This window comes from Citrobacter sp. C5_2, from assembly GCF_014596845.2.
GTDB classification, from domain to species: domain Bacteria; phylum Pseudomonadota; class Gammaproteobacteria; order Enterobacterales; family Enterobacteriaceae; genus Citrobacter; species Citrobacter werkmanii.
The window spans coordinates 2812738-2833663 of record NZ_CP115032.1; the positions used below are offsets into that span (position 1 = coordinate 2812738).

Annotated in this window: 19 protein-coding genes; 6 read left to right on the plus strand and 13 right to left on the minus strand. The window is 53.2% G+C overall.

Translation table 11 applies throughout. From position 1 onward, the window contains the following. From ICA20_RS13800 to ttrS, 5 genes are all read right to left on the minus strand, one after another. Positions 1 to 2103 (minus strand): aldehyde ferredoxin oxidoreductase, encoded by a 2103-nt coding sequence (locus ICA20_RS13800; RefSeq protein ID WP_038640295.1) that lies wholly within the window; start codon positions 2101 to 2103, stop codon positions 1 to 3. A gap of 113 nt (positions 2104 to 2216) precedes the next feature. Beyond that, positions 2217 to 2843, minus strand: a complete 627-nt coding sequence (locus ICA20_RS13805) for a ferredoxin-like protein (protein ID WP_038640293.1) — start codon at positions 2841 to 2843, stop codon at positions 2217 to 2219. Positions 2844 to 3321: 478 nt separating this feature from the next. After that, positions 3322 to 3531: a fumarate hydratase FumD gene (fumD, locus tag ICA20_RS13810; RefSeq protein ID WP_038640291.1), complete on the minus strand. Its 210-nt coding sequence runs from the start codon at positions 3529 to 3531 to the stop codon at positions 3322 to 3324. A gap of 92 nt (positions 3532 to 3623) precedes the next feature. Beyond that, complete coding sequence (ttrR, locus tag ICA20_RS13815) at positions 3624 to 4208, minus strand: tetrathionate respiration response regulator TtrR (RefSeq protein ID WP_038640289.1); 585 nt, start codon at positions 4206 to 4208, stop codon at positions 3624 to 3626. Next, positions 4183 to 5916 (minus strand): tetrathionate respiration histidine kinase TtrS, encoded by a 1734-nt coding sequence (gene ttrS, locus ICA20_RS13820; protein WP_087856321.1) that lies wholly within the window; start codon positions 5914 to 5916, stop codon positions 4183 to 4185. Before ttrS ends, ttrR begins: the two co-directional genes overlap by 26 nt. A gap of 227 nt (positions 5917 to 6143) precedes the next feature. Here ttrS and ttrB point away from each other — a divergent pair, with 227 nt between their 5' ends. Genes ttrB through ttrA form a run of 3 tightly spaced genes read left to right on the plus strand, consistent with a single transcriptional unit; the run spans position 6144 to position 10959 of the window. Further along, positions 6144 to 6878, plus strand: a complete 735-nt coding sequence (gene ttrB / locus ICA20_RS13825) for a tetrathionate reductase subunit TtrB (RefSeq protein ID WP_038640285.1) — start codon at positions 6144 to 6146, stop codon at positions 6876 to 6878. Beyond that, a complete protein-coding gene (gene ttrC / locus ICA20_RS13830; protein ID WP_038640283.1) occupies positions 6879 to 7901 on the plus strand; it encodes a tetrathionate reductase subunit TtrC in 1023 nt (340 codons plus the stop codon). Then, complete coding sequence (gene ttrA / locus ICA20_RS13835) at positions 7894 to 10959, plus strand: tetrathionate reductase subunit TtrA (protein ID WP_038640280.1); 3066 nt, start codon at positions 7894 to 7896, stop codon at positions 10957 to 10959. Before ttrC ends, ttrA begins: the two co-directional genes overlap by 8 nt. Positions 10960 to 11037: 78 nt before the next feature. Here the strand turns inward: ttrA and ICA20_RS13840 are convergent, their stop codons facing one another. From ICA20_RS13840 to ICA20_RS13850, 3 genes are read right to left on the minus strand one after another with little or no spacing between them, the layout of a single operon-like run. Then, a complete protein-coding gene (locus ICA20_RS13840) occupies positions 11038 to 11850 on the minus strand; it encodes a MetQ/NlpA family ABC transporter substrate-binding protein (RefSeq protein ID WP_038640278.1) in 813 nt (270 codons plus the stop codon). Positions 11851 to 11871: 21 nt separating this feature from the next. Next, complete coding sequence (locus ICA20_RS13845) at positions 11872 to 12540, minus strand: methionine ABC transporter permease (protein WP_038640276.1); 669 nt, start codon at positions 12538 to 12540, stop codon at positions 11872 to 11874. Beyond that, entirely contained in the window at positions 12533 to 13555 is a 1023-nt protein-coding gene (locus ICA20_RS13850) for an ATP-binding cassette domain-containing protein (RefSeq protein ID WP_038640275.1), read from the minus strand. Before ICA20_RS13850 ends, ICA20_RS13845 begins: the two co-directional genes overlap by 8 nt. A 375-nt stretch (positions 13556 to 13930) precedes the next feature. Between ICA20_RS13850 and ICA20_RS13855 the strand changes: the two genes are divergently transcribed. The 3 genes from ICA20_RS13855 (at position 13931) to lpp (ending at position 16091) form a co-directional block, all read left to right on the plus strand. Next, positions 13931 to 14125 (plus strand): hypothetical protein, encoded by a 195-nt coding sequence (locus ICA20_RS13855; protein WP_247672768.1) that lies wholly within the window; start codon positions 13931 to 13933, stop codon positions 14123 to 14125. 7 nt (positions 14126 to 14132) lie between these two features. Continuing rightward, entirely contained in the window at positions 14133 to 15545 is a 1413-nt protein-coding gene (gene pykF, locus ICA20_RS13860) for a pyruvate kinase PykF (protein WP_006684766.1), read from the plus strand. 309 nt (positions 15546 to 15854) lie between these two features. Then, positions 15855 to 16091 (plus strand): murein lipoprotein Lpp, encoded by a 237-nt coding sequence (gene lpp / locus ICA20_RS13865; protein ID WP_003029373.1) that lies wholly within the window; start codon positions 15855 to 15857, stop codon positions 16089 to 16091. Between the two features lie 68 nt (positions 16092 to 16159). On the opposite strand, the gene ICA20_RS13870 is transcribed toward lpp, so the two are convergent. The 5 genes from ICA20_RS13870 to sufC all read right to left on the minus strand — a co-directional run bounded on the left by ICA20_RS13870 (position 16160) and on the right by sufC (position 20926). Beyond that, a complete protein-coding gene (locus ICA20_RS13870; protein ID WP_038640270.1) occupies positions 16160 to 17164 on the minus strand; it encodes a L,D-transpeptidase family protein in 1005 nt (334 codons plus the stop codon). A gap of 123 nt (positions 17165 to 17287) precedes the next feature. Then, the gene (gene sufE, locus ICA20_RS13875) at positions 17288 to 17704 is read right to left on the minus strand and encodes a cysteine desulfuration protein SufE (RefSeq protein WP_038640268.1); all 417 of its coding nucleotides are present in this window, start codon (positions 17702 to 17704) and stop codon (positions 17288 to 17290) included. A gap of 12 nt (positions 17705 to 17716) precedes the next feature. Further along, on the minus strand, positions 17717 to 18937 hold the full coding sequence (sufS, locus tag ICA20_RS13880) for a cysteine desulfurase SufS (RefSeq protein WP_038640267.1): 1221 nt from the start codon (positions 18935 to 18937) through the stop codon (positions 17717 to 17719). Beyond that, the gene (sufD, locus tag ICA20_RS13885; RefSeq protein WP_038640265.1) at positions 18934 to 20205 is read right to left on the minus strand and encodes a Fe-S cluster assembly protein SufD; all 1272 of its coding nucleotides are present in this window, start codon (positions 20203 to 20205) and stop codon (positions 18934 to 18936) included. Before sufD ends, sufS begins: the two co-directional genes overlap by 4 nt. Then, the gene (gene sufC, locus ICA20_RS13890) at positions 20180 to 20926 is read right to left on the minus strand and encodes a Fe-S cluster assembly ATPase SufC (RefSeq protein ID WP_038640264.1); all 747 of its coding nucleotides are present in this window, start codon (positions 20924 to 20926) and stop codon (positions 20180 to 20182) included. Before sufC ends, sufD begins: the two co-directional genes overlap by 26 nt.

The following is a 20926-nucleotide window of genomic DNA, read 5'->3' on the forward strand; positions in this document are numbered from 1 at the left end:
TTACGCTGGCAACAGATCTTGTGCCGCCAGATCGGCTGCCACATCCTCAAGTCCGAGTCGATTCAGCGTTTCGCGCGTAGGGCAGCCCAGCTCCGGATCCCAACCCATTTCCTGATAGAACATCGTCAGTGACAGGCGCATGTCCTCCCGGTCCATCTTGTCGGTCCCCTCGGTGAAGACCGGGATCTTAGGATCTTTATCAAACACCCAGGAGCAAATGAGATCGTGCTCATTGCGCATATCTTTGGTTTGCATCAGTTTGACCGTATAGGCACGATGCAGGGTAAAGATACGTTCAGCGGCCAGATCCAGACTCGCCTGCGTGGTTTCATCGCCGGTAACCGCCTGGAAAAATTTCGCTTCCAGATCCAAATCTCCGCGATAATTACGGCTCTTGAGCGGCGAGACCGTCATCGGCCAGACCCAGTTGCATAGCGTGACCGCGTTATGCAAACAGACTTTCAGCAACGTCCATTTGGCATATTTGATCTTCGCGGCATTGATCGGGGTGTAGTTTTTGGTTTCGTCGTAGGCATCCTGTGAACCAAACAATTCGCCCGCCACTTCGCGCTGTAATTTCAGCGGCAAACCGGAACCGATGAAGTTAATATGGGTATGCGTCATACAGTCACGGTTAAACATACAGTTGGTGATCGCCCCAACCTGCGCTGAAGCCTCGTTAGCATGGTGGACAGGAAAACCAAACGGCGACCACAGTTTGTTCTTGGCATAACCCCAATACTCTTCGCCCAAATCCCAGCGTTCAGCAATGGCATATGAGCCGTCCGCAAGGTGGCTGAGTTCCCCCACGCGATGCGCCAGCCGATAGTAAAAATCCTTAATAAAATTAGGATCGCCCGCTTCCAACTGATCCCAGCGGATCTCCGCATACTCTTCCGCCGGCAGTACGCGCTTAAAAACGCCTTTCGAGTAACAATAAGTAAAATCACGGTGCAACTGCCCGTAGTTACACCAGATGCCATAATCGTCGAACAGGTTCAGACCAATCAGGTTTCCCACCACGCGCCCATCGTCTTTATCGTCAAAATCTTTCGGGCCATTGGGGAAAATGGTGGTGTGCACAAAGTTCGCCACGCAGGTGTTGCCACCGGTACTCGGTACGCCAAAATCTTTCACCCGCGGGACATTGAGCTGTGACATACAACGAATCGGGCACGAATGGCAGCCGCTCATTTTCACCGTGTATTTCTCAGCGGCAGGTCCGAGATCGAACACGGATTTATAGGTACGGAAACCGACGGTATTCTGGTTGCCCGGCGGGATTTCACCCGTTTCAATTGGCCCGCCTTCCGCCGCGCCCCAGAACAGTCCCTTGCGGGCCGTCCAACGCGAGTTTGGCGAAGAGTATTCTGCCCAGGCCTGCGGGGTGCTCGGCACAACGTGGTTGTTGTTGGCGCCGATAAGCTCGGTCATCATGTAGTCATTGAGCCGCTTCATCTCTTTGCGGTCGGCAATGTTGACACCTTTGGTCCCTTCTACCGCAATGGCCTTCAGATTTTTCGAGCCCATCACCGCGCCAGTACCGGCGCCGCCGCTGTGGTTGCGGCTGTTGATCATGCAAGAGAGCGGTACCAGATTTTCCCCCGCCTGGCCAATCGCGGCGACGCAAGTCTCAGGGCTGGTAATGCGGCAAATCTCTTCGGTTGTGGCGCGCGTGCCCTTGCCCCACAGGAAATCGGCTTTTTCGATGCTGACTTTATCGTCTTTGATGTTGATCCAGACAGGCGACGCGGACTTACCTTCGATAATAATGGCGTCGTAACCGGCAAATTTCATCTGTGCGGCGAAGAAACCGCCCATGTGAGCATCTACGACTAAATTACCTTTGGTAAATGTTGACAAGGAGGTGATATTGACGCGGGAGCTACAGGGTGCGCCCGAGCCCGTTAATGGCCCGGTGGCGAAAACCAGTTTATTCCCTTCATCAAACGGCATGGTGCCTGGCGGGACTTCGTCGTACATAATTTTATACCCAAAGCCCATCCCACCGATAAATTTCTTAAATTTACTGGAATCTTCATGGGTGATATTACCCGTGGTGAGATTGATCCGTAAAATATTACCTGTCCAACCGTTAGCCATCATGTTTTCCTTTGCAAGAAGGTTTAATAGATATACCCGTCAGGCAGCTTTTTTATTCAAAACTGCGCTATTTTTGGCAATTAATGACGCGTATCAGGCATGCCTGCCCTCTATCAAACGGTAATATCTTTCCACTCGATAATTTTTAATGCCCCAGTCGGGCACGCATTGGCGCATTCCCCGCATAACACACATTTTGAGGATTTTTTCGTTTCCGTGTTGACGGTCGCCATCATCCACGGGCAGGCTGTGGTACAAGCGCTACAGCCAATGCAACGTTTATGGTCAACGGCAATACAACCGTCTTCCTGCTTCCAGGTAATGGCGCCAATCGGGCAGACCTTCATGCATTGCGGATCTTTGCATTGGCGGCAGGTATCCGCGGTATAGTTTAAATCACCATACAGCCCGCCACCGGACCCGACGCCATCATCGCCAAAGAAGTAATTACGATGAATTTTGATGCGGGAAAAGAAGGTGCCAACGGCTCCATCGTTATAATTGGTACAGGAAATCTCGCAGCGATGACAACCAGTGCAGCGTGCTCGCTGCGTTACCAGCACCCCTTTCGGCGTATTGATAAGTCCAACGGTACCGCTGTCGATATCTTCCTGCTTACAACCAAAAAGTGATAACAACGCGGGTGCAATGGTCAGTCCTGCCAGACCCTTTCCGGATATACGTAGGAATTCAAGCCGCGTTAAACCACAATCTAAAAATGGACGATCAACCTGGTTCATTTATTTCGCATCCTCTTCGCAAACGCAGTAGCGGCAACACATCAAGGCTAATTTTTACGCACAGATCGGGCCAATTCGGCCATTAATGTTGCCAACAACACGTGAATATTTGCCCTAACCTGATCGTAGAAATGACGGTGGTTAAACTAAATGAATCTAATCCTTTAGGGTTAGGCACAATGATAATGTGGTTATTCAGCGCCCGTCGTTTTGATCGTCATCAATTAAAAAACGGAAGAAAAGTAATTAATGCGGAGTGAGATTTATTATCATTAAGATAAGTTGAAATAATATTTCATGTGGCTTGCAAATATTTGTGACTCCACTCTCAAATATATTTTTATATATCAATCGATATACAACAAAATATACAGCGGAGTGTATTTCTCTAATTGCAGTCCTAAATTATATATATTGATAGAATAACGTGACGAGAATAAGAGGATGGCGCAAATGACTGCCCTCCTCTTTTTATGGATTATCCGGCCAATGCTTTAATAACGGTCTCAATGGCCTGTTTTTCTAGCTCACTGCGCTTTACACGCTGGTTGGCGAGGGTGGTTCTCAGCACACCCGCAATGACGATATGCTTTGGCTCTTGTCCCAGATCGCGCATTTCCAGTACTACTTTACCGACTATTCTGCACATTTCCCGGTACAACTCATCGTCTTTGGTCTGATTTCCCATATTTACCCGCTCGTCATTAACTCAAACCAACAGCATATATCACTCTGGCTAATTAGACAAAATTCAATGAAAATCAAACAAATGTCATAAATCTATCGGATCCGCTGCAGTCGATTTACCAGTTCCGCAAGGCTCCGCGCCTGCATTTTTTCCATCACCCGCGCGCGATGAACTTCAACCGTGCGCACGGCAATATTCATAGCGTCCGCAATTTCCCGATTCATTAACCCTTTTGCAACCAGTTGCGCCAACTCTCGCTCCTTTGGCGTGAGCATCTGATAGCAGGCCACGATCTCTTGTCGCGAGAAAGCGGCGCGAGAAACCTGCAAAGCGTGCTCTAACGCCGTCTGCAAAGGCCCGGCGGACACCGGCTTTTGCAAAAAATCGACTGCTCCACGTTTCATTTGCTCAACCGCCATCGGCACATCGCCATGCCCGGTGAGGAACACCACCGCCAGCGTACTTTCTCGCTGGCGCATCGCTTCATGTACAGCGTGCCCATCCAGTACCGGCATACGCATGTCCAGCAAAAGCACGCCCACCTGGTGCAGATTTGCCCCTGCGAGGAATGTTTCACCCTGCTCCCAGCAACATACCTCATATCCCAGACTTTCCAGTAAAAACGCACAGGCCTGGGTGACGGCAATGTCGTCATCCAGCAGATGAATTAATGCCACTACGGCCTCCCTCCTGGTTTTGCTTAAAATGTAATGTCACTACCGCCCCCGCTTTTTCATCAGGAGCCTGATGATTTTTGATCTCAATGTCGCCATTTGCGTAACGCACCAGCCGCTGACAAATGGCTAATCCCAGCCCCATGCCTTCTTTACGGGTGGTCATAAACGGCTGAAAAGCCTGGTACAACTGCGCCTCATCAATACCGCCAGCGTTATCCTGCACCTGAATACGCACATCCCCCTCCTCACGCTGAGCGCTAAACCACACCGTGGTTGCCCCGGCCTGGGCCGCATTGAGCACCAGATTGGCCAGCACCTGCTCAAGCAGAACGCTTGGCAGAGTCAGCGTTAACGTCTTGCCGACACGCGTTTGCAGCGCCACTGCCGGGAATTGCTGGGGCATGCGCAATAATTGCCAGACGTGATGAATTGCATCATGAACGTTGACGGCCCGCCAGTCATCGGTCATCACCGGATTACCCTGCGCCTGGCTGACCCACTGGCGCAGATTGTGCAACGTATCAGCGCCCCGCTGCGCCTGAGCATCAATGTTCTCCAGCGCAGGCAACAACGGATGCTGCTTATCCTGACCGCGCAGGCGGATCAAACAGCCCTGCGCATAATGGCGGATAGCCGACAGCGGTTGATTAAGTTCGTGGGCAAACCCGGAGGTCATCTCGCCAAGCACACTCATTTGGCGAGCGGTTTCCAGCGCCTGTTCTTGTTTGCGCAGCAGAATGCTGTTCCGCTCCAGTTGCCTGCCGCGACGACGAACCAGCAGCATCACCCAGATATAATTGAGCGTCAGCAGCAACAGCACAACGGCCACAGCCCCCATAGCGAGCTGGTGCTGGATAAACCAACTTTTGACGTCCAGCCAGAGCTGACGCTGCTGCGGATGCTGGCGGACATCGCGTAGCAACGCTTCTACTTCGCGTGTCGAGGCAGGCGCTCCCCAGCGAAACGTTGCATTCTGCGGAGAATTGAACAGCACCCGTGTGACGCGATCGGCGAGCTCGTCGCTCACTGCAGGCAGTGCCGCAAATGACCAGTCAGGATAGAGCGGCGTACTGGTTAAACAGGGAATCGAGGTCGGATGGTTGAGTACAGCCCTAAAGTCCGTTTTATGAATGAGCCCTTCCTCATCCATGTTTTCCAGCAGACACACCGGCACAATCACCGCCTGCACAGCTTTTTCGCGTAGTAAATAGAGTAAGGCATCGGCAGGAAAACCGGTAAACGTCAGGCGTAAATCGCGCTCAGGTCGCAGACCGGCATCGCTAAGTGCTTTATACCCCAACAAATAGCCGCCAAAAGCCTGAGCATCAATGGCGCCAACCGTTTTACCGATCAGATCATGCGCGGAAGTGATTCCACTATCGCGCCTGACGAGAATCGCGCTACCGATCACGTTACTGGCGGCTTTGCCTCCCCGGGTAGAACGTAACGACGCCAGCCAGCGTAACGCAGAGCGGTTGTTTAGCTGTACAAACTGCGCCGGATTGGTGACCACAAATTGTACCGTGCCACGATTCACCGCCTCCTGCATCTGGTGCAGGTCCAGCGGTTGTATATGAAACTGCTCACCGGGAATTTGCTGATTCAACAGGGTTTCCAACGGCTGCCAGTGCTGACGTGTGGAGATCTCCCCACGCATTGCCAACACGCCAATGTTCCATGTCTGCGCCGCGACCGTGCCGCTTAGCATCCACAGCGACGCCAGTACCGTCAGGCATCTTACTACGTTGCGTCCCACTCAATTATCCCTGTCAATTATGTTGTTTTAGATCAACAACAAGCCGGGTATGTGGTTAACCACAATAGAGTACCCCCCGTCACGATTTTTACACTGTAAATCATTGAGATTCTTTATTCATCACACACAAATCAACGGCGTGACCAATGTTTCGTTGTTGTACCGTGACGGGAGAAAATATGGACAGCAGTAAACGGCAGTTTCTCCAGCAACTGGGCGTCCTGACCGCTGGCGCTTCACTGGTCCCCCTGGCGCAGGCGCAATTCCCCTTCTCGCCTGAACGCCATGAAGGCTCACTCGCGCATCGCTACGCCATGTTGATTGACCTGCGACGCTGCATCGGCTGCCAGGCCTGTACCGTCAGTTGCGCTATTGAAAACCAGACGCCGCAGGGAGAATTCCGAACCCTCGTTAACCAGTATCAGGTGCAGCTTACAGGCCAGCAAAGCGTCACCAACGTCCTGCTGCCGCGCCTGTGCAACCATTGCGATAATCCCCCTTGCGTACCCGTTTGTCCGGTGCAGGCCACCTTCCAACGTGAAGACGGTATTGTGGTCGTCGACAACACCCGCTGCGTGGGTTGCGCTTACTGCGTGCAGGCCTGCCCTTACGATGCGCGGTTCATCAACCATGAAACGCAAACCGCCGATAAATGCACATTTTGCGTACACCGTCTGGAAGCGGGGCTGCTCCCGGCCTGCGTGGAATCCTGCGTCGGCGGCGCACGCATCATTGGCGATATCAAAGATCCGCACAGCCGGATTTCTCAAATGCTGCATGAACACCATGAGGCCATCAAAGTGCTGAAACCCGAAAGCGGAACATCACCGCACGTGTTTTATCTGGGTCTGGATGAAGCGTTTGTCACCCCGTTAATGGGACGCGCTCAACCCGCGCTCTGGCAGGAGGTTTAAATGAACCATTCACTGATTATCGAAGAGGTTCTGGCCCATCCGCAACATGTAAGCTGGTTACCCTGGGCCGTACAGTATTTCTTTTTCATCGGTATTGCCGCCTGCGCCGCGCTGTTCGCCTGCGTGCTGCACTGGCGCAAACAAGAGACGCCGGACCTGGAAAACCTGACGCTGTTAATTGCCCTGACCTGTGCAATAACTGCCCCGTTGGCGCTAACCGCCGATTTACACCAAACCGCCCGCGTCTGGCATTTTTATGCTTATCCAACGCCATGGTCCTGGATGCCGTGGGGCGCGCTGTTTTTACCGCTGTTCACCGGCTTCCTGGGCCTGTGGTTTCTGGCACAACACGTTAAGCAGCTAACGCTTAAAAGTTACAGTGTAACTAAATGGTTGGCCGTCGGTAGCGCCTTATCCGCCATCGGATTACTGGTTTACACCGGTCGCGAAGTGTCGGTGGTGCAGGCGCGTCCCATTTGGTTCAGCTACGCCTTTCCGGTTGCAATGTTCCTCAGCGCGCTGCAAACGTTCCTCGCCCTGCTCATCGCTGCAACAAACAGTGAAGGATCTTTGCTGCGCAAACTGGCGTGGGGACAAATTGTCGCCTTGAGCGCGCTGGCTATCGTGGTGGCAATTTGGGTGAGCGGCAATACGCTCTCCGGTTCAGCAATTCGCCAGTGGCTGGATGTCGCCTCTTCGGCACGACACTACCCCATCGGTTGGGTTGCGTTATGGCTTGTCTCGCTCGTCCTTTGCGGGCTGGTGCTGCGTTTTCCATTATCGCGGCTGCTGCGCATATTACTGGCGTTTAGCGCCATGGCGCTGTGCTGGCTGATGCGCTGGACGTTACTCATCCAGGTACAGACCGTACCGAAATTTAACGCCCAATTTAATCCTTACACCCTGCCCGGCGGCACCGATGGCTGGCTGGCCATTGTGGGCACCTTCGGCCTGTGGATAGCACTGATTATTATTGTTCGTGAAGCCCTGAACGCGATCGCAAGGAGAATGCAACATGGCTAATTTAACCCGTCGTCAGTGGCTTAAAGTCGGTCTTGCAGTAGGTGGCATGGTGACGTTTGGTCTGAGTTATCGGGATGTAGCAAAGCGCGCACTGGACGGTTTGCTGGACGGTACCTCTGGTAAAATTACCCGCGACCGCATCTTTGGTAATGCGCTCATCCCTGAAGCCAATGCCCGGCCGCAATGGCAGCAAAATCCGCAGCAGGTGATCTCAATGACGCAGTGTTTTGGCTGCTGGACGCAGTGCGGTGTGCGGGTACGCGTTGATAGTGAGCAAGGCAAAGTGCTGCGCATTGCCGGTAACCCTTATCATCCATTATCTCACGAGCACCATATTGACGCCTCGGTTCCCTTTGCCACGGCAATGGCGCAACTGGCGGGCGAGTCGGGTCTGGACGCGCGCTCCACCGCCTGCGCTCGTGGCGCAACCTTACTTGAAGGTCTGTACAGCCCACAGCGCATTCTGCAGCCCATGAAACGCGTCGGCAAACGCGGCGAGGGAAAATGGCAGCGCATCAGCTTCGAACAATTAATCACAGAGGTGGTGGAAGGCGGTGACCTGTTTGGTGAGGGCCATGTTGATGGCCTGCGGGCAATTCACGATCCCGATACGCCGCTTGATGCCAGACATCCCGGCTTTGGGCCAAAATCCAATCAGTTGCTGGTCACCAATACCAGCGATGAAGGACGTGATACGTTTTTACGTCGCTTCGCGCTGAACAGTTTCGGCAGTAAAAACTTCGGCGCGCATGGCGCTTACTGCGGTCTGGCCTACCGGGCCGGTTCTGGTGCGCTAATGGGCGATCTGGATAAAAATACCCACGTGAAGCCCGATTGGGATAATGTCGAATTCGCGTTGTTTATGGGAACCTCTCCGGCGCAATCCGGCAACCCGTTTAAACGCCAGGCTCGCCAGCTCGCCAGCGCCCGTTTACGCGACGACTTCCGCTATGTGGTGGTGGCGCCAGCCCTGCCATTAACCACGGTACTGGCTGACGATCGCGGCCACTGGCAGCCCGTGCGTCCGGGGAGTGACTCCGCGCTGGCGATGGGTATGATCCGCTGGATAATCGAAAAACAGCGCTATAACGCCGATTACCTTGCGATTCCCGGCGTACAGGCCATGCAGCAAGCCGGTGAAAAAAGCTGGAGCAACGCCACGCATCTGGTGATCACCGATGAGATCCCAAATCTTGCCGGGCAGCATTTAACCCTCGCGCATCTGAACGCAAACGCCGCCCAGGAGCCGGTGGTCGTTAACGAAGCCGGAGAAATCGTCGCCGCCAGCGGTTGCCCACGCGCGCAGTTGTTTGTCACCCGCGTGGTGACGCTGGCAGACGGCCAGACGGTGACGGTAAAAAGCAGCCTCCAGTGCCTGAAAGAATCCGCCGAAAAACTCACGCTGGCGCAATACAGCCAGCAGTGCGGCGTGGCTGAAGCAGACATTAGCGCACTGGCCGACGCGTTTACCCGCCACGGACGTAAAGCGGCGGTAATCGCGCACGGCGGAATGATGGCAGGTAATGGATTTTATAACGCCTGGTCGGTAATGATGCTCAATGCGCTGATTGGCAACCTGAGTCTTGAAGGCGGCGTGTTTGTCGGCGGCGGCAAGTTCAATGGCGCCACCGATGGACCACGCTACAACATGGACAGTTTCACCGGGAAGATTAAACCAAAGGGATTAAGCATCGCACGCAGTAAAACCGCGTATGAGTCTTCCGAAGAGTACCGCAATAAAGTAGCCGCCGGACAATCGCCCTTCCCGGCAAAAGCCCCCTGGTATCCGTTTGTGGCAGGTCAACTTACTGAACTTCTTGTCTCGGCACTCGAAGGCTACCCTTATCCGCTAAAAGCCTGGATCTCTAACATGACCAACCCGTTTTACGGCATCGCAGGGTTGCGCGGCGTGGCGGAAGAAAAGCTTAAAGATCCTGCGCGTTTGCCGCTATTTATCGCCATTGATGCCTTTATGAACGAAACCACGGCGCTGGCAGATTACATCGTGCCGGATACCCATAACTTCGAAAGCTGGGGATTCAGCGCCCCGTGGGCGGGCGTCGCCAGCAAAGCTACCACCGCTCGCTGGCCCGTGGTCAGAGCCGCAACCAGCAGTACCGCTGACGGTCAACCGGCCTCAATGGAATCTTTCTGTATTGCGGTAGCGAAACGCATTGGTTTGCCTGGTTTTGGTGATAATGCGATTACCGACCCACAGGGCAATCAGTATCCGTTAAATCGTGCGGAAGATTATTATCTGCGCCTCGCCGCCAATATTGCGTTTATGGGTAAATCACCGGTCCCGGAGGCTCAGCCGGAAGACATTGCCTTGACCGGGGTGCAACGGATCATGCCGGTGATAACGCAAACGCTGAAAGCCGATGAAGCCAGCCGGGTGGCATTTGTGTATTCACGCGGCGGGCGTTTCGCCCCAGCCAGCAGTGGCCGGGTGGAGGATCGCGTCGGCAATGCGTGGGAAAAACCGCTGCAAATCTGGAATGCGAATGTCGCCGCGCACCGCCATGCGATTACCGGCGAGCGCTACAGCGGCTGCCCGGCCTGGTATCCTTCGCGTCTGTCAGACGGACGTGCGGTCGAGGAGTTGTTCCCGGAACAAGAATGGCCGCTGAAATTGATCTCCTTTAAATCCAATACCATGTCCAGCGCCACGGCGGTCATCCCGCGCCTGCATCATCTGAAGCCGGTTAATCTGGTGGCGCTCAACCCGCAGGATGGTAAGCGGTACGGTCTAGCACATGGCGATACGGTACGTATCACTACGCCTGGCGGTCAGGTACAGGCGCAAATAAGCCTGCTTCATGGTGTTATGCCGGGAGTTATCGCCATTGAACATGGCTATGGACATAAAGAAATGGGCGCGGCGCAGCATACGCTCGACGGCGAGCCGATGCCATTTGACGCGCAGATAAGGTCGGGAATTAATCTCAATGACTTGGGCTTTGCGGATCCTACCCGGCAGGTAACCAATACCTGGCTTGACTGGGTGTCGGGTGCGGCGGTACGCCAGGGGCTGCCAGCGAGAATTGAGCGCGTGTAACTCGCGCGTCCGGTGGCAACGCTAACGCATTTTATCCGGCCTACAACATCCTGTAGGCCGGATAAGGCAAAAAGCGGATCAGTTATTCACCGGGATCACCGCGCCTTTATATTTAGTGCGGATCCAGTCCTGAATCTCTTTTGAATGCAGCACGTCTACCAGCGCCACAATATCCTTTTTCTTCTCATCGCCGCGATGTACGGTAATGATGTTGGCATACGGGTTGTTTTCACCGCTTTCGACGGCAATCGGATCTTTCACCGGATCCAGCCCCGCGTCGATAGCGTAGTTCGCGTTAATCACCACCGCATCGCCTTCGTCGTTGTTGTACATCTGCGGTAACAGCGCCGCTTCCACGTTAGGCAGGAACTTCAGTTTTTTCGGGTTTTCCACGATGTCGCTAATGCGCGCGGTGACTTTGTCCACCCCCGGTTTCAGCTTGATCACACCCTCTTTTTCGAAAATCGACAGGATACGGCCTTCCTCAGATACCGCATCGCGCATGATGACCTTGCCGCCTTCCGGCAGATCTTTAAGCGATTTCACTTTCTTCGAATAGATGCCGATCGGCTCAATGTGAATTGCTCCGGCGCTGACGAAGTCATAGGTTTTATCGCCAGCATGATCTTTAATCACGCTGTTCAGATACGGAATATGCTGGAAGTAGTTAGCGTCAATTTCACGGCCAGCCAGCGCGGTATTCGGCAGGATGTAATCCTGGAACGACTTAATTTCCAGGTCGATCCCCTGCTTTGCCAGAATCGGTTTGGCCTGCTCAAGGATCTCCGCGTGCGGTACGTTTGATGCGCCAACGGTCAGCGTATCAGCCCAGGAGGCGAAGCTCAGGGCGCTTAAGGTTGCTGCGGCGAGTAATGTCAGTGATTTTTTCATGATAATGGTTTCCGTATTTTATTAGCGTTTATCTAACAGAGAGGTGATCACATCGCCGCAAAGCTGGATGATGAAGACGATGAGCAGAATCGTCACCGTCGCCACCAGCGTGACGTCGCTGTGGTTGCGCTGGAATCCTTCCAGATAGGCCAGATTCCCTAAACCCCCGGCACCAATGACTCCCGCCATCGCGCTGTAGCTGACCAGCGCAATCAGCGTCACGGTGATCCCGGACACCAGAGCGGGAGAAGATTCCGGCAGTAAAACCCGAAAAATAAGCGTACTCAGACGCGCGCCCATCGAACGTGTCGCTTCAATAACGCCTTTATCCACTTCACGCAGGGCAATTTCGACCAGACGCGCATAAAACGGCGCGGCTCCCACAATTAACGCAGGCAGCGCGGCATTGGCGCCGAGAATGGTGCCAACCATCGCTTTGGTAAATGGGATCAGCAGCACGATCAAAATGATGAAGGGGATCGAACGGAAGATATTCACCACCAGCGAAATCGCACTATACACGGCGCGATTGTGGAACAGTCCGCCACGCGCCGTCAGAAACAGCGCCAGGCCAAGGGCGACCCCAAGAACAAAGGTCGCCACGCCAGAAAGCGCGGTCATATAGAGCGTTTCCTGGGTTGCTGCTAATAATTGATCCCATTTCAGATGGGGGAACAGTTCTTCAGCCATGTTGAATCACCTCACCTTCAATGTCGCTATCGCGCAGATCGGCCAGAATATTGCTCAGTTGCTCCTCGGTAGCCACAACGTGCACCCATAGCTGACCAAACACCCCGTGCGCGGTTTGCGTCATCTTGCCGTGCAAAATGTTAAACGGCAGGCCGTAGCGCAGGGTCAATTCTCCAACGACGGGACGGTGGGTGCGTTGCCCGGTAAACGTTAGCTTGATCACCACGCCGCCCAGTTCGCGTGCCAGCTGTGGGTTGAACTCATCTTCTTCGGCGTACTGGCTCACCTGACGCACGAATTGTCGGGTGATCGGCTGCTGCGGATGGGTAAAGACGCTGAGCACGTCGCCTTCTTCAACGACTTTACCGTTTTCCATCACCGCCACGCGGTCGCAAATTTTGCGCACCACATGCATTTCATGGGTGATCAACACAATGGTTAATTTGAAGCGACGGTTAATATCGAGCAGTAAATCAAGGATCTGATCGGTAGTTTGCGGATCTAACGCCGAGGTGGCTTCGTCGCACAGCAGTACGTCAGGATTGTTCGCCAGCGCGCGGGCAATTCCCACCCGTTGTTTTTGCCCGCCGCTGAGCTGGGACGGATAAGCATTCTCGCGACCACTTAACCCAACCAGCGTAATCAGTTCGGCAACCCGCGCTTTGATGGACGCCTTTGGCGCACCCGCGATTTGCATAGAGAAAGCAATATTTTCGCTAACCGTGCGCGACCACAGTAAGTTGAAGTGCTGGAACACCATGCTGATTTTCAGTCGCGCCTGACGCAGAGATTCTCCGCGGGCGGCAGAGATATCATGGCCGTTAATCGTCACGCTGCCGGAGGTCGGTTTTTCCAGACCATTAAGCAAGCGAATTAAGGTGCTCTTACCCGCCCCGCTGTAACCAATAATTCCGTAAATCTGTCCCTGCTCAACCGTCAGGTTGACGTTATCGACAGCGGTAATGGATAGCCTGCCTGGCGTAAACACTTTTGAAATATTTTTCAGGACAATCATGTCGTTTGGGTATCCGCTGCTGCTTTTTGTAATCCTGCTAGCGCTTTTAGCTGTTTAGCAGTATGGATGTCCAAACGAGTGTAATGAGTGAAATTGGCTTTTAGAATGAATTAAAACGAATTTGATATAATTTTTAGGAATATGATCTATCCATTGAAAACGCCCGCCTAAATCTGTTTATTTGGCTAGCCAGGGCGGGTTGTTGCGCAACAAACTGTCGCTGAGCCCAACGCCTTTATCCATACCGATGAACAAATTAATGAATATTTTTTGTAAAACCGCACAGAACTGTTTTGAAACAGCGTTTCCATTTTCCTTTTAGATAAAATTCAGCGTATAATGCGCGCCAATTGTCTCTTGAATGGTTTCAGCACATTGACCTGTAAAACTCAACGACTACAAAACTCACCTTCCCGTTGGGCTGAAACGCAAGCACACATTCCTCTGCACGCTCTTTCGATGTCACCTATCCTTAGAGCGAGACATCACCACTTTCGTAACTCAGGTTTAGCTTCCCATCCGTGCGCGATGGGAGCCAGATTTCCCAATCCTTCTCAACTTAAAGACTAAGACTGTCATGAAAAAGACGAAAATTGTTTGCACCATCGGTCCGAAAACCGAATCCGAAGAGATGTTAACCAAAATGCTGGACGCGGGCATGAACGTCATGCGTCTTAACTTCTCTCATGGCGATTACGCAGAACACGGTCAGCGCATCAAAAATTTGCGCAACGTGATGAGCAAAACCGGTAAGAAAGCCGCTATCCTGCTGGATACCAAAGGTCCGGAAATCCGTACCATTAAGCTGGAAGGCGGTAACGACGTTTCTCTGAAAGCAGGCCAGACCTTCACCTTCACCACCGACAAATCTGTTGTCGGCAACAGCGAAATCGTTGCTGTGACTTACGAAGGCTTCACTAAAGATCTGTCTGTCGGCAACACCGTACTGGTTGACGATGGCCTGATCGGCATGGAAGTTACCGCGATCGAAGGTAACAAAGTTATCTGTAAAGTGCTGAACAACGGCGACCTGGGCGAAAACAAAGGCGTTAACCTGCCAGGCGTTTCTATCGCGCTGCCAGCACTGGCTGAGAAAGACAAACAGGACCTGATCTTCGGTTGCGAACAGGGCGTTGACTTCGTTGCGGCATCCTTTATCCGTAAACGTTCTGACGTGGTTGAAATCCGCGAGCACCTGAAGGCGCACGGCGGCGAAAACATCCAGATCATCTCCAAAATCGAAAACCAGGAAGGCCTGAACAACTTCGACGAAATCCTCGAAGCGTCTGACGGTATCATGGTTGCTCGTGGCGACATGGGCGTTGAGATCCCGGTTGAAGAAGTTATCTTCGCGCAGAAGATGATCATCGAGAAATGTATCCGCGCGCGCAAAGTCGTTATCACTGCGACCCAGATGCTGGACTCCATGATCAAAAACCCGCGTCCGACCCGCGCTGAAGCCGGCGACGTCGCGAACGCAATCCTCGACGGCACCGACGCAGTCATGCTGTCTGGCGAATCCGCGAAAGGTAAATACCCGCTGGAAGCCGTGACCATCATGGCGACCATTTGCGAACGTACCGACCGCGTGATGACCAGCCGTCTGGACTTCAACAACGACAGCCGCAAACTGCGCATCACCGAAGCCGTTTGCCGTGGCGCGGTTGAAACTGCGGAAAAACTGGACGCTCCGCTGATCGTCGTTGCAACCCAGGGCGGTAAATCTGCTCGCGCAGTGCGTAAATACTTCCCGGATGCCACCATCCTGGCGCTGACGACTAACGAAACTACCGCGCGTCAGCTGGTACTGAGCAAAGGCGTTGTGGCACAGGTTGTTAAAGAAATCAGCTCCACCGATGATTTCTACCGTCTGGGCAAAGAAGTTGCTCTGGAGAGCGGTCTGGCGCAGAAAGGTGACGTTGTGGTTATGGTTTCTGGCGCCCTGGTTCCAAGCGGCACGACCAACACCGCATCCGTTCACGTACTGTAATAATTCCGCCGCGAATTAATTTGCTTATAAAAGCGCCCTCGTGGCGCTTTTTTTATTTTATCGATAGCCACAATTAATAAAAAATCAAATCGGATTTCACTATCTAATCCGTGATTATCTAAGATGAATCCGATGGAAGCTTTCTGTTTTCACTCGGTTTTTTAGCCGTTTTTGCACAATTCGATGCTTCTTTGAGCGAACGATCAAAAATAAGTGCATTCCCATCAAAAAAATATTCTCAACATAAAAAACTTTGTGTAATACTTGTAACGCTACATGGAGATTAACTCAATCTAGAGGGTATTAATAATGAATCGTACTAAACTGGTACTGGGCGCGGTAATCCTGGGTTCTACTCTGCTGGCAGGTTGCTCCAGCAACGCTAAAATCGATCAGCTGTCTTCTGACGTTCAGACTCTGAACGCTAAAGTTGACCAGCTGAGCAACGACGTGAACGCAATGCGTTCCGACGTTCAGGCTGCTAAAGACGACGCAGCTCGCGCTAACCAGCGTCTGGACAACGCAGCTACTAAATACCGCAAGTAATAGTATCTGTGTAATAAAAATGGCGCACATTGTGCGCCATTTTTTTGCCCTGAATTTCTCGTTCCCTGTTATTGCGTAGCGCGCACCTCTGCATTCTCTCCCGGTACCCCATTTCGCGCAGACTTCACTTCCGCACCATTGCTAACGACCGAGGCCTGGCTGGCCGTCACTGTGACCGGATAACCCGCACGGCGATACAACGCGCGCTCCACCAGGCTGTTATCAACGGCTTTATTGTCTTTGAACTGAGTAAAACCGGCTGGGAGCACATACGGCATGGTCTGAACGTTTTGTTCCTCTTCCGGCGACAGTGGGCGATGCACCTCGACATACCGCATGCCGTTCGGCTCAATCGAATATTTGATCGGCTCATTAATCACCCTGACCGGCGTTCCTGTTCGGACTTGAGCAAACAATGCCTTGATGTCCGGCGCGTTCATGCGAATACACCCGGAGCTCACGCGCAGACCGACACTGTCCGGCGCGCTGGTGCCATGGATCAGGTATTCACCGTTTCCATGCGCCAGACGCAGTGCAAAGCGTCCTAACGGGTTATTTGGCCCGGCGGGCACTACCGGAGGCAATGTTATGCCACGTTCCAGAGAGCGTTTACGGATGCCTGCTGTAGGGGTCCAGGTAGGATTCGGTATTTTCTGCCCCACCCGGGTTTCCATCACCGGGGTTTCCAGCCCCTGCAAACCGATACCAATCGGGAATACCTGAACGATATTCTCTCCCGGCGGGTAGTAATACAGACGTAGCTCCGCCAGATTCACAATAATGCCTTCGCGTGGCGCATCAGGCAGCAGTAATTGCGAGGGAATAGTAATCAGGGTTCCGGGTTTGGGAACAGGGGCAATAGTATTATTGGCTTCGAGGATCAGCATTGCGGCGGTATCAAACTTACGGGCAATCGCCTGTAGGTTTTTATCCCCTTCCTGCACGGTATAAGTTTGATTTTGCCCAACAAGACGACTGTTTGCCTGGGGCAACGGATAATCGACCGCCCATGCGGCCTGAATAGCGCTGTAAGCGCCGATTAGCATTAAGGTAATAACAGACGCGCGTTTCATACTCACTCACCCCCCTGGCGTTCCTGCCGGACGACGGCGAGCGCCAGATCCGGCTTACGAGTCACTGCGTTGCCTTACACGATCGATTTCAAGTCGGTCTGAAAGTTGACGTGTTTTATCAGTTTAGCTAAGAGTTGCGGCTTTGGCGCGGATAGCCCGAATCATTGCCTCCAGCCCCTGTGAACGAGACGGTGTGAGATGCTGTGCGAGCGCCATTTTTTCAAACCACGGACGCACATCAAAATTCACAATATCCTGGGCCGTCATGCGGTCGTACAGAATGAAGACCACGGCGATAAGCCCTTTCACAATTGCCGCATCGCTGTCGCCCTGAAATTCAATAATCCCTTCAGCATTCTGACGCATAACAATCCATACCTGACTTTGACATCCCTGAATGCTATTTTCGGGGCAGCGATCGTCGGCGTTTAATTCCGGCAAACGCTGACCCAGTTCAATGATGTACAGGTATTTCTCTTCCCAATTAGCGCAACGCAGAAAATTACGCAACAATTTTTCTTTATCCGGTAGCGCAGCCATAACGCCTCCCTGTTATCCCAGTAAGTGATGAATACGCTTGAGACCTGTCACCAGGCGATCCACTTCTTCATGGGTGTTGTACATGGCAATCGACGCCCGACACATGGCGGGAACGTGATAGTAGGCCATCAGCGGCATTGCGCAGTGATGCCCCGTCCGCACGGCGATCCCATAGTTATCGAGAAAACTCCCGACGTCATAGGCGTGATGTTTGCCGAGGTTAAAGGCAATCACCCCCAGGCGGTTATCCGGTCCGTAAAGCGTCAAATCCGGCACGTCCGCCAGCTGTTCCAACGCATAGCGCATCAGGAATTGTTCATATTCGCTAATTTCAGTCAGCCCCAGCGCTGAAACATACTCAATAGCCGCGCCAAGCCCGATAATTCCTCCTGTGTTAGGCGTACCGGCTTCAAAACGCCACGGCGCTTTGGCCCACGTCGTCCCCTGGCTCAGGCTCACGGTCGCAATCATCGAACCGCCGCCTTCCCATGGCGGCATTTCCTGCAGCAGCGCCTCTCTCGCATACAGCACGCCAATACCGGTTGGCCCGTAGAGCTTGTGTCCGGAGAAAACATAAAAATCGCAATCTAACGCCTGCACATCCACTTGATGATGCATAACCGCCTGTGCGCCATCCACCAGTACTTTTGCGCCGTATTGATGCGCCAGCGCAATCATCTCACTTAGCGGGTTTTCGGTGCCCAGTACGTTTGAAACATGGGTAATTGCCAGCAGTTGCGTATGCTCATCGAACAGCGCTGGCAACGCTTCCAGTTGCAATGTGCCGTCGGCATTGAGCGGAATAACCCGCAGTTCTGCGCCCACGCGGGCGCATAGCATTTGCCAGGGAACAATGTTGGCATGGTGCTCCATTTCGCTGATGATGATGTTATCGCCAGTCCTGACATTGCTGTTGCCCCAACTGTTCGCCACCAGGTTAATGCCTTCCGTGGTACCGCGAACGAACACCAGCTCTTCAGCGGAACGAGCGTTAATAAACAGCGAGGCGAGCTTGCGCACATTCTCCATTTTTTCCGTGGCCTGCGCGCTCAGCGTATGGATACCACGGTGAACCGCCGCATAGCCGTGACGGTAAAACTCGGCTTCGGCATCGATCACCTGATTAGGCTTTTGCGCGCTGGCGGCGCTGTCCAGATACGCCAGCGGTAAACCGTTCACTTCACGCGTCAGGACCGGAAAATCAGCCCGCACTTTTTCAATGGGAAATGTCATGCTACGCCTCCCGGCAGGCGGTGAGCGATCCGCGCCAGTACCAGTTGTTTAAGCGTTTCATCGCGCAAGGCTTCCGTCAGCTCAGCGGCAAACGCATAGAGAATCATCTGTTGAGCATCCTGCTGACCGATCCCGCGCGAACGCAGATAGAACATCTGCTCGTCGTCAATCCGCCCTACCGTCGCCCCGTGACTGCATTTCACGTCGTCGGCATAAATTTCGAGCTGAGGCTTGGTGTCCACTTCCGCCAGTTTTCCGAGCAGTAAATTGTTATTGGTCATCTGACCGTCGGTTTTAATGGCGTGTTGAGCGACGTTGATCAGGCCATTGAACACCGCCCGCCCCTTATCGCTGACAATCGTTTTATGCAACTGGCGGCTGTTGCAATAGCCCTTGTTGTGCGCAAGCCAGGTTCGGGTGTCACAAACTTCGTTTTTCACCGGCATCGCCAGGCTGTTAAGGCGCAGCGTAGTATTTTCGCCGTTGAGCTGGGTACTGGTGTTATGGCGTAACACGGCATCACCCAGCAAGAAACTTTGGCTGACTGCCGAGGCATCTGTACTCAACTGAATATCATTATGGGCAAAGTGGTGGCTGAGCGAATTCTCAAACGCCAGTTTAATGTGGTGCAAATGTGCATTGGCCGCGACGTTCATCGTTAAGCGCGCCCCGGTAAAATGGCGAAGCTCGCTGAGACTGACATAATGCTCAATAACGGTGGCTTCTGCGCCTTCCGCCAGATCCAGATGGTGACGATAGTGCGCCGTGTTCACCGCATCGCCCGTCGCTCCCTGGGTAATGTGTAGCAGCAGCAGCGGTTTCGCTGGTCGCTGGTTACGCTTGACCAAAATGTGCGTTACGCTGCGGGACAGGCTTTCGGTCAGATGCAGAAATACTTCCGGCTGGATAGCTGCAGGCAGCGTCTGACGCTCATCATTAACGGTAATATCAAATCCGCTACCTTCCACGCTGTCGCTGAGCGTTGGACAAAATTTGCCATCGACAAACACCAATCGTACCGCATCAATCGCTGGTGCCAGCGCCTCAAACTGGGCTGGCGTTAGCGCGGAGATATTGCTGACGAACCGGCTGTTGGTTAATCCCTCCAGCGGCGTGTATTTCCAGTCCTCATGCTTACGCGTTGGCAGCCCCAGACGCAGTAGCTGTTGCAGATGCTGTTGCGCATAGTGCGAACGGGTCTCCCCTTGGGTCTCAAACAGATGGTGCCACTGTTGCAGCACGTTACTGCTGTTCGCTAAGCCAGCCATATCCTTGCTCCTCCAGTTGTTTGACCAGCGTGAAATCGCCGGACTTCACAATTCGCCCCTGGTAGAGAACGTGAACATAATCGGGTTTGATATAGTCCAGGATGCGCTGATAGTGAGTGACGATAATGAATGAGCGTTTCCCGTCGCGCAGCGAGTTCACGCCATCGGCGACGATTTTCAGCGCATCGATATCCAGCCCGGAGTCTGACTCATCGAGAATGCACAACTGAGGCTCCAGCACCGCCATTTGCAGAATGTCATTCCGCTTTTTCTCACCGCCAGAGAAACCGACGTTTACCGAACGCGTCAGTAAGTCTTCCGGCATCTTCAGCAGCGCGATTTTTTCTTCCATCAGATCCTGGAAGTCGAACCTGTCCAGCGACTCCTCCCCACGATAACTGCGCACCGCATTCAGCGCCGTTTGGAGGAAAAACTGATTACTGACGCCGGGAATTTCTACCGGATACTGAAATGCCATAAAGATCCCTTCGCCGGCCCGGTCTTCCGGCGACAGTTCCAGTAAATCCTTACCGTTAAATTCAACCGTCCCGCCAGTGACTTCGTAGTCTTCACGTCCGGCGAGCGTGGCGGACAGCGTACTTTTCCCGGAACCGTTCGGCCCCATAATGGCATGGACTTCTCCGGGACGAATCTCAAGGCTGAGCCCACGCAGAATCGCCTTATCTTCGACACTGACCTGTAAATCTTTAATGCTTAACAT